At 62.8% G+C, this 8,695-nt stretch carries 11 protein-coding genes; 3 read left to right on the forward strand and 8 right to left on the reverse strand.

The annotated features are described in order from the left end of the window. From LQT98_RS22495 to LQT98_RS22510, 4 genes are all read right to left on the reverse strand, one after another. Window positions 1-1,278: DUF3422 family protein (locus LQT98_RS22495; protein ID WP_231465356.1), on the reverse strand; the 1,278-nt coding region annotated here is incomplete at its 3' end. A 132-nt stretch (window positions 1,279-1,410) separates the two neighbouring features. After that, the gene (locus LQT98_RS22500) at window positions 1,411-2,163 is read right to left on the reverse strand and encodes a hypothetical protein (protein ID WP_048409148.1); all 753 of its coding nucleotides are present in this window, start codon (window positions 2,161-2,163) and stop codon (window positions 1,411-1,413) included. Window positions 2,164-2,177: 14 nt separating this feature from the next. Then, window positions 2,178-2,540 (reverse strand): 5-carboxymethyl-2-hydroxymuconate Delta-isomerase, encoded by a 363-nt coding sequence (locus LQT98_RS22505; RefSeq protein ID WP_231465358.1) that lies wholly within the window; start codon window positions 2,538-2,540, stop codon window positions 2,178-2,180. Between the two features lie 294 nt (window positions 2,541-2,834). After that, window positions 2,835-3,056: a hypothetical protein gene (locus LQT98_RS22510; RefSeq protein WP_048409150.1), complete on the reverse strand. Its 222-nt coding sequence runs from the start codon at window positions 3,054-3,056 to the stop codon at window positions 2,835-2,837. 352 nt (window positions 3,057-3,408) lie between these two features. Here LQT98_RS22510 and LQT98_RS22515 point away from each other — a divergent pair, with 352 nt between their 5' ends. From LQT98_RS22515 to LQT98_RS22525, 3 genes are read left to right on the forward strand one after another with little or no spacing between them, the layout of a single operon-like run. Beyond that, window positions 3,409-4,068 (forward strand): XRE family transcriptional regulator, encoded by a 660-nt coding sequence (locus LQT98_RS22515; RefSeq protein WP_048409151.1) that lies wholly within the window; start codon window positions 3,409-3,411, stop codon window positions 4,066-4,068. A gap of 5 nt (window positions 4,069-4,073) precedes the next feature. Further along, window positions 4,074-4,811: a VUT family protein gene (locus LQT98_RS22520; protein ID WP_197081416.1), complete on the forward strand. Its 738-nt coding sequence runs from the start codon at window positions 4,074-4,076 to the stop codon at window positions 4,809-4,811. Further along, window positions 4,789-5,535, forward strand: coding sequence for a metallophosphoesterase (locus LQT98_RS22525; protein ID WP_231465360.1), 747 nt, complete (start codon window positions 4,789-4,791; stop codon window positions 5,533-5,535). Before LQT98_RS22520 ends, LQT98_RS22525 begins: the two co-directional genes overlap by 23 nt. A 31-nt stretch (window positions 5,536-5,566) precedes the next feature. On the opposite strand, the gene LQT98_RS22530 is transcribed toward LQT98_RS22525, so the two are convergent. From LQT98_RS22530 to LQT98_RS22545, 4 genes are all read right to left on the reverse strand, one after another. Next, the gene (locus LQT98_RS22530) at window positions 5,567-6,061 is read right to left on the reverse strand and encodes a hypothetical protein (protein WP_156183791.1); all 495 of its coding nucleotides are present in this window, start codon (window positions 6,059-6,061) and stop codon (window positions 5,567-5,569) included. 218 nt (window positions 6,062-6,279) lie between these two features. Further along, entirely contained in the window at window positions 6,280-7,167 is an 888-nt protein-coding gene (locus LQT98_RS22535) for an AraC family transcriptional regulator (protein ID WP_231465362.1), read from the reverse strand. 174 nt (window positions 7,168-7,341) lie between these two features. After that, window positions 7,342-7,851, reverse strand: coding sequence for a GNAT family N-acetyltransferase (locus LQT98_RS22540; protein WP_231465363.1), 510 nt, complete (start codon window positions 7,849-7,851; stop codon window positions 7,342-7,344). Window position 7,852: 1 nt separating this feature from the next. Continuing rightward, on the reverse strand, window positions 7,853-8,419 hold the full coding sequence (locus LQT98_RS22545) for a putative glycolipid-binding domain-containing protein (protein ID WP_231465365.1): 567 nt from the start codon (window positions 8,417-8,419) through the stop codon (window positions 7,853-7,855). Between the last annotated feature and the right edge of the window lie 276 nt (window positions 8,420-8,695).

An 8,695-nucleotide genomic window follows, 5' to 3' on the forward strand; every position in this document is an offset into this window, starting at 1 on the left:
GCGCAGGCCCAGGGCGATGGCCAGCGCCAGCAAGGGCACCGCGGCGGCGGTGGCCAGTTCCACATTGAGCGCCAGGCCGGCGGCCTTGGCGCCCTTGAGCAGGTAGCCGATCAGGCCGGCGCTGTAGTAGGTGATGGCGGCGATGGACAGGCCTTCCACGGTTTGCTGCAGGTGCAGCTGCATCGCGGCGCGGCGTTCCATCGAGGTGAGCAAGGCCTGGTTCTGCCGTTCGCGGCGGATGTCGACGCGGGTGCGCAGCAGCGCGGTGGCGCGATTGACGCGCTCGGCCAGGGCGCGCTGCCGCGCGGCCACCGCGCGGCAGGTGTCTATGGCCGGGGTCAGCCGCCGTTGCAGGAATTGCTGGAAGGGCTGCAGGCCCTGGATGCGGCGTTCGCGCAGTTCGGCGATGCAGCAGCGGGCGATGTCGTAATAGGCCAGCGAGGCGTTGAAACGGTGATCGGTGCGGGACAGCGCGTTTTCGGTGGCGCCGGCCAGCTCGGTGAGCCGATGTAGCAGCTGCGGTTCGCTGTCGGCGCCGGCATCGCCCATGGCGCCGGTGAGCTCGGCCAGTTCTTCATCCACCTTGGCCAGTTCCGGGGCGATGCTCTTGGCTACCGGCAAGGCCAGCAGGGCCAGCATGCGGTAGGTTTCCAGCTCCAGCAGCCGCTGCAGCATGCGGCCGGCCTGGCGGCGGCCCATGTAGAAGTCCGCCAGCAGATAGCGGGAGAAACCATCGGCGTGGATGCGGAAGTCGGTGTAGGCGCGGCCGGCGCCGTCGCCTATTTCCGCGCCCACCAGTTCGTGGCCGTTGAAGCATTGCGCGGCCAGGTCTTCGATGCGCAGCGGCAGCGCGCCGGGCGGCAGCAGCGCGGCGTGGGCGGCCACCAGCATATTGCCGGGCAGCAGCGGCAGCCAGCCGGCGGGCAGCGCCTGCAGCGCGGGTTGGGCGAAGGGGCTGGTTTCCGCGCCATGGGCCTGCACGCTGAGGGTGGAGAACTCGCCGTGGCGCTCCCAGCGCACGCGGCCAAACGGCGCTTGCAATTGAAACTGGCTGGCCTTGGGGTCCGGGGCGGGTAGGTCCAGCTGTTGCGCCAGCTCGCGGTATAGCCAGAGTTCCTGCTCATGGCTGATGTGGCGATGCAGATAGGCGAGGTAGCTGAGACGGTTGTCGGCGGCGATCTGCAGCGCTGGCCGGGCATGGGCTTCGCTGTTCAATTGCCGGCGTTGCGGGTGTTCGTTGAGGCGCAGCAGGGTGGGATCGGAGAGGTCGGCATGCATGGCGGGCTCCGGTGGCGGGTGGCGGTTTCAGCATAACGCGGATCATATTGCACTGCAGCATATTTTGATCCGGTATTGTTTCAGCCAAAATAAAAAGGCGGCCTTGGCCGCCTTTTCCGGTCCGCGCCGGGTTCAGTCGGGCAGATTCAGCGCCACCGCGCCCTTGGCGTCGAACCAGGCCACGCCGCTGCCCAGCATCGCCTGGCCATTGCGCACGAACAGATCGTGCGCCATCGCCAGTTGCAGCTGCTCCAGATAGGCCGGGGTGAAAATGCCGCTCCATTCCGCCTGCAGTTGGCGCGCATCGGCGATCTGGCGGCTATTGCCCTTGTGGTTGATCCGCAACGGGAAATGCACATAGCGGCTGGCCTGCTGCGCCTGGCCGGCCAGCGCGGCGCGCTGGAAGCCTTGCACCCTGGCCTCGAAGGCGGCGTCGCTTTCCTCGGTGACATCCTGGTACCAGCGGCCGTCGGCGGCGGGAGCCATGTCGCCTATGCTCAGCGCCACCGGCAGGGTCTTGGCCTTCAGCGTCCAGCTGCCGTCCAGGCCCACGCTGTTGTCGAAGCCCAGCGGCTGGCCGTCGCCGCCGCCGTTATTCTTGAAGCGCAGCTGGAACTCGCCACCGCCGGCCTCGCTCAGGCGCAGGGTCTCGCCCTGCAGCTTGCCGCGCAGCGGAATGTCCTTGAGGTAGCGGCCATAAAAATAATGGCCGCCGCTCAGCGTCTTGCCGTTTTTGATCAGCAGGGTCATGCCGATGCGTTCCTGGCCCAGCGTGCCTTCCAGGCTGACGCGGTCGATGTCGTCGGCGGCGCGGGCCACGCCGGACAGGCCGGTGATCAGGGCGGCGGCGAGCAGGCCGCGGGATGCGAGTTTGAGCGCTGTCATGGTGTGTCCCTCCGTTAGCGGGCGATAAAGCGTTTGCCGTAGCTGGCGCGGTCGATTTCCTGGATTTCCACGCACAGCTGCACTTCCACGCCCGGCGGCAGCGCGGCGCTGTCGGCCAGCGCTTGCAGGCTCAGTTCTGACAAGCGCTGTTTTTCCTCCGGGCTGCGGCCGCTGAGTATGGCCAGCTTGGCGTGGATAAAGGCGCGCGGCAGGTCCTGGACGCCGATCTGGCAGCAGTCCAGCGCGATGGCGCGGCTCTTGATGTCGGCTTCCTCGAACTGACCGCTGGCCAGCAGCGCGCGGTTGATGTCCAGCAACGCCGCGCCGGCGGAAAAGGTGTCGAGGTTCTTGCTGTATTCGAGTGTCAGATGGGGCATGTCTGGGCCTGTGGGATCGCTTCCGCGCGCCATGGGCGCCTGGAATGGTTTTGCGTATTGCTATACGCCATTGTCTTGGATGCTGCCCAGTTTAGCGCAAGCCCAGGGCGGGAGAACAGGGGGATGGCCGCGCGGGGCACGGCCGAGCGTCGGGAAGCCGCTCACTGCCCATCGCGCTGCGGCGCGGTCGTGCCGAGTGCGGGTGGCTTTGAAATGCGCATGCGCCGCATGGGCATTTCGCGTGTTCCGCCGTTTTCGCCAGTTCCCGCTCGGATTCGCGGGAGCTTGCGCGGTCTAGCGGCGTTGGCCGGTTTTCTGGATCAGGCTTTGGATGTCTTCCAGTTTGATGACATCGTGTTCCAGGCTGCGGCTGATCAATTCCAGCAAATAGGTTTTCTTGAATACCGGGGAGCCTTCCCACTCGCTGCCCGGCTGTCCGATCATGCAGGGTTGGGTGATGATGGCGGGTTCGCCATCAATCACATCCAGCGCGAATTCGTCTTCCGAGATTCTCATTTTGCGGTTTCCTCTGTCTGGTGCCGCGCGTGACTGGCTTGCTCTGGATATTCGCCGTTTTACGCGTGGCATTGTGCTGCCTTTAATTGTTTTGATTAATACTTTTTTAGTTATTTAATTTTTGCCTGCGAGTATCTTGCCGGTGCCATGAATGTTATAGTGTTGCGGTTTTATTATATTGTCTTTCTATTTAAAATAATAGCAGTTGGGGTGAGTGAAATATCTGAATGCAAACAGTATGTTTCATTTGGCTGTTTCCCTGATTCATGATGGTTAAAATAGGGTGGCCATGGTTTCGTGTTAAATTAAAATAATGATTTTCGCTATTGGTTTGTTTTCATGGAGGGGCTGAATGAGCAGGGCGGCGTGGAAAGAAGAGGGCGAAAGCGCGGCATTGCTGCGCAATGCATCGAAAAACCTGGCTTATCTGATGGAGCGCGCAGGTGTCGATGCCGCGCATTTGAGCGAGGCGATCGGCCTTGGCGTGGCGACGATCAACAATATCAAACGCGGGGTGGGCAATCCCACCTTGCTGACCCTGATGGAATTGGCCCGGTTTTTTGACGTCAAGCTCAGTGATTTCATCGAAGGCGAGCTGGGGCGGGGCGCTCGAGAAAGCCGTGCCGCACGGGCGGTGCCTCTGGTCAAGTTCACTGAGGTGGGCCTGTTTTGTGATGGCATGGCGATAGAGCCGGACCGTTATTTCGTCGACGCCGCCGGTTTCGACGCCGATGACGCGTTCGCCGTGGTGCTGAACAACGATGCGCTGTTTCCCAGCTTTTCCCAAGGCAGCGTTTTCATTGTGGCGCGCAAGGAAAGCCCGGCGGATGGGGACGTGGTGCTGGTCCGCATTGCCGGCCAACCTCCATGCTTCCGCCGCGTGTTCATCGACGGCGAGCATTGCCTGTTTTCAAGCATTTCCTTGATGCATGATCTGCAGCCGTCCATCTGCCGCGAGTTCGAGGTACTGGGCGTCGCGGTCAAGGCAATCAAAACTTTCAGCGCGGGATGAGTAGAGTGGAGCAATTCAGGGTTTACGGTCTGATCGTCGGCTTGTCGGTGACCATCATGGTGGTGTGCGATTCGCTGGTGTACAAGACTTTGGATATTCATGGCTTGAAGATCACCGCCAGCGGCATCGTGTTTTCGCTGTGCTATCTATTGTCCACGGTGTCCACCGAGGTGTACGGCTATAAGCTGGGCGGCCGCACGGTATGGATACTGGTGGCGTGCCAGACATTCTTCGTGTTGATCATCAACGCTTTTGCCCTGCTGCAGCCGGACAATAACGAGATCTCGAAACAGTATTACCTGCTGTTCAACGAGTTCTGGCGGGTGATGGTGGGCACCTGGATTTCGGTGCCGGCGTCTTACTTCTGCAATGGTTTCGTCGTGTCGCGGATGAAGGTGTTCTTTGCCGGACGCCTGTTCTTCGTCCGCTATGTGATCGCGTCCATGCTGGCGCAGGCGGTGTTGCTGATGACCGCTTATCCCATCAGCCTGTCGTCGCGCTACAGCGGGCAGGAGCTGGTCAACATCATCGCCACCACCTGGTCTTACAAGGTGCTGGTTTCCATCATCCTGCTACCGGTGGGGTATTACCTGGTGGGCGTGGTGAAGCGTATCGAAAAAACCGATTACTTCGATTGGAGCGTGTCGTACAACCCGCTGACCGTGTTCAAGGACGACGACGAGGCGGTGAAGAGAAACCACTACGCGATGGAGGAAGCGCATGAGAGTCGCGCAAATATCTGATGTGCACTTGTTCGCCGACCGCGACGGCCGGCTGCAGGGCTACGACACTTACCGCGAGTTCGACCGGGTATTGTCCCGGCTGGAGCAGCGGCACGCGGCGGAACTGGACGCGATCTGGGTGACCGGCGATATCTCGCAGGACGAGAGCCGGGAGTCCTACCAATGGTTCGCCGAGAGACTGGAGCAGACCGGCCTGCCGGTGCACTGGCTGCCCGGCAACCACGACGCCGCGCCGCTGGCGACCGAGGTATTGAGCGCGTATGGCTGGATGCGGCCGTTGCAGCGGCTGGAAACCGCGGACTGGCTGATACTGGCCTTGGACTCGGTGCAGCCGGGGATAGACGACGGCCATCTCAGCGAGTCGGCGGCGGAGGCGTTCAGGCACAGCCTGGCGGCGGCGCAGAATCCTGCCAAACGCTGCGTGGTCTTGCTGCACCACCATCCGGCGGCGGTGGGCACGCCGCTGCTGGACAGTTGCATGTTGCAGAATACCGAGCGTTTCTGGGCCTTGATGGCGGAAGTGCCCAATCTTCAGTTATTGCTGTGCGGCCATGTGCATGGAGATTACCGTCTGCGCGCCGGCGAAGTGCCGCTGGAAGTGTGTCCGGCCACCTGCTTTCAATGGCGCAAGGGCACATCGGAGCTGGATACCGAGGACCGGCGCGGCTACAAGTTGCTGGAATTCGACGCGGAGGGCTTCCGCAGCGAGACGGTGATGTTCTAGCGGCGGCTGCGCGGGTCAGGTCGCTTATTCGTTATCGCTTGACCGCGCGCAGCTCAAGCACCTTGCTGGCGGCGTCTGGCGCCGCGGTGTTCCGGCGCCGGGCCTCCACCGCCGCCGCGCTGAACTGGCGGCTGAAGTTGCGGCCTTTCAGAAAGCCGGTGGTATAGGCGATCTTGCAAATATCTTGCGCGCTCAAATCCGAAAAATAATCGATATTCTGGCAGATGCTTTCGCCGGAACAGGTTTCGCTATTGCCGTGGATGTGGATGCGGTATTGATTGCCGCGCAGTTCGGCCTCGACTTTGCAGCGCTTGCGCTGGGCTTGCAGATTGTTTTCCAGCAGCGCGATCTTGATCAGGTCGCGCGGATTGATCGCGGACATGATTTGATTGCTGGCCAGAATATCCGCATGGGACAGTTTCACAAAATCGTGGCTGCCGTAAACCTTGAACAGGTAGAGAAACTCCTTGGAGTTTTTCTTGGGCAGCCTGTCGCATAGCGCCAATTGGTATGGCGGGTTGAACACGCTGATGATCCATTTTTTTATTTGAGCCAGAGAAAGAGCGCGCATCGTGCATGACCCCCTGCGTTAAACGCGCTTAGTTTACCCAAAGCCGGTATTGGATGCTTGAAGAAATGTTTTTGGAATATTTACATTATTAATATATTAGTGGCGAAAATATCGGCCGTGATCTGATTGGATCGCGGCCGATATTCCGTTCCGGCCGGCGCCGGGCGCGGGCGTCAAGCGTTGGTGGCGCGATCCTGCAAGGGCAGGAACAGTTCGCTGACGGCGTCGGCTTCGGCCACGTCCGGGTAAAAGCGCAGGCGCTGCAAAAATAGCGGAAAGTCGCGCGGCTGTTCGCCGCTGGCGGGGAGCCACTCGGTGTACAGCCAGCGCGCCTTGGCGCCCAGTTCGGCATCGGAGCCCAGATGGCGCAGCCGGGCGCAGCGTCCGGCCGGAATCAGCGCGGCGCGCACGCCCTGGGGGTTGGCGGCGATGGCACGATCGGTGGCCGCGCACAAGCCGATGCGAAACGCGTCCGGCGCGCAGTCGTCCGGATCGGTGTACAGCAGGTTGTAAGTGGCGCTGACGCTGGGCGGCAGTTGTTGCTGCCGCCGCCAGGCGATGAAGTCGCGCAGGCTGTCTCCCAGCCGCGCGGGATGGCCGCGGTGTTCCAGCAGCGCTATTGGGGTGGCGGGAAAATCGACGATGTCGACGACAAAGGGGGCATGGACGGACGGCATGGAGCGGTTCCTCAGTTGGCGCAGGGTTTGCAGATGGCTGTGCCAAGGCAGCCAGCGCGGCTGCCGCCGGAAGGCGGACGGGCTCTGGCCCACCGCTTGCCGGAAGGCGCGGGCGAAGGCCTCCGGGCTGCGGTAGCCGCTGTCCAGCGCGATGTCCAGCACCGGGCAGCGGCGGAAAGCCAGCCGCTCGCCGGCGCGCCGCAGCCGGCAGAGCTGCACATAGCGGTGCAGGCTGATGCCGAAACGGGCGCGGAACAGGCGGTGGAAGTGAAAGCGCGAGCAGGCCGCCACCCGGCTGAGTTGCTCCAGGCTGAGGTCGGCGTCCAGGTGGGCGTCGATATAGGCCAGCGCTTTGCTCAGCCGTGGTTCGAGGGTGTTCGGCATGATTTCCTCCTTGGCGCCGCCAGTCTAGCGCGGTGGTAGCGCGGCGCGCCTGACCGATGTTGCGCTATTGCCGCGCCGGCTTGGAGCGTGTTGGCGATCTCGCGAGCTAGAGCGAGACAAGGCGTACTCACCGTGTAATGCATCCACGACGCGCAGCAGATCGTAAACAGACGCTCAGGCCAGCGGCTTGAACATCGCCACCCGCCGGCGCAGACCGTGTTCGGCTTCGGCACGCAGCACGGCGCGCAGCCAGGGCGGGCAATCGGCGGCGGCGATGCTCTGAAAGCCGCGCCCTTGATAGAAGGGGGCGTTCCAGGCCAGGTGCTCGAAGGTGGTCAGCGTCAGCCGGCGCAGGCCCAGGCGGCGCGCAACGGCTTCCGCGTGCGCGATCAGCGCCGAGCCCAGACCCTGCCCTTGGCGGCTGGGGCAGACATCCATTTCCTGCAGGTGCAGGCTGTCGTCGTGACGGCGCGCCAACAGGAAGCCGTGGACGCCATCGGCATCGGCCGCCGCCCATAGCAGGCTGGCGGCGCAGGCGGCGCTCAGCTCCTCCGCGGGCAGGGTGTCGGCGGACAGCGCCGACGGTAGATCTTGCGGATCGAAGCGAGCGGCGGCGGCGCGCTCGATAGCGGCTAGCCGGACGAAGTCTTCCGGCGTGGCCGGCCGGATGCGCATGCGTTCCATGTCAGCGCGCTTCCCGCCACAGGCCCTGGTAGTCGCGCGGCAGTCCGTCCGGGGTGACGCTGATCTCGGCCTGGAACGCGCCTTGGCGCGACTCGTAGCGGTAGCCTAACTCCGACAGGCGGGTGTAACGCTGAGGCAAGGGCGCCAAGGTCAGCGCCGGAAATTGCAGCCAGGCGGCACTCAGCTCCAGCGCCGCGCCGATCTCGAGCCGGCCGCGGCGGATGGGTAGCAGATTGGTGGCGGGGGTGAAGGCCAGATCGATGTCGACGCAGCCTTGCACCTGCGGCTGCTCCACGCCGTTGAGCAGCCAGCGGCGCTCGGCGTCGGCTTCCAGCAGCAGTTCGATGCGCTGGCCACCGCGATAGCCTTGTATCGTCGCGCGCCGAGTGCTCCAGTCCGGCGCGCAGTCCACCTGATAATGCAGCAGGCAGTTGATGCCGTCTTCGACGAAGATGGCGCAGCCGCTGAGACGCGGGCCGTGTTCGCTAGTCTCCAACGCCGCGTAGTCGTGGCCGGAAGCGTCCAGCCTTTGCCAGATAATGGCCTGGTGTTGCGTGATGTCGTGCATGCGTGGCCGATTTTAGGTGTTTCGGTAAACAGACCAGCATGATATGTCATTTGCCTGGGCTTGGGCAGCGCGGTGGCAAGAGTCCTGCTTGCCTGTGCCTTCCGCAAGCGCGGTAGATTGTAAACACAGTCTCAGAACCTGTTCAAAGTCTGCTGCGCTGCGGCGATACGGCGTTGAAAACAAGCTCAAAATGCTCATGTACCACGTGTACATTCCGCTTTTTCGCTCGTTTTCGCCTTGTCTCGCCCTTGCTCGCGAGATTTTGAACAGGCTCTT

This window comes from Chromobacterium aquaticum, assembly GCF_021129195.1.
Classification (GTDB): Bacteria; Pseudomonadota; Gammaproteobacteria; order Burkholderiales; family Chromobacteriaceae; genus Chromobacterium; species Chromobacterium aquaticum.

Coding starts and splice junctions, on each gene's coding strand:
- LQT98_RS22500 (WP_048409148.1), bottom strand. CDS start 2,163: ATGACAGCGCTCAAACTCGCATCCCGCGGCCTGCTCGCCGCCGCCCTG.
- LQT98_RS22505 (WP_231465358.1), bottom strand. CDS start 2,540: ATGCCCCATCTGACACTCGAATACAGCAAGAACCTCGACACCTTTTCC.
- LQT98_RS22510 (WP_048409150.1), bottom strand. CDS start 3,056: ATGAGAATCTCGGAAGACGAATTCGCGCTGGATGTGATTGATGGCGAA.
- LQT98_RS22515 (WP_048409151.1), top strand. CDS start 3,409: ATGAGCAGGGCGGCGTGGAAAGAAGAGGGCGAAAGCGCGGCATTGCTG.
- LQT98_RS22525 (WP_231465360.1), top strand. CDS start 4,789: ATGAGAGTCGCGCAAATATCTGATGTGCACTTGTTCGCCGACCGCGAC.
- LQT98_RS22535 (WP_231465362.1), bottom strand. CDS start 7,167: ATGCCGAACACCCTCGAACCACGGCTGAGCAAAGCGCTGGCCTATATC.
- LQT98_RS22540 (WP_231465363.1), bottom strand. CDS start 7,851: ATGGAACGCATGCGCATCCGGCCGGCCACGCCGGAAGACTTCGTCCGG.
- LQT98_RS22545 (WP_231465365.1), bottom strand. CDS start 8,419: ATGCACGACATCACGCAACACCAGGCCATTATCTGGCAAAGGCTGGAC.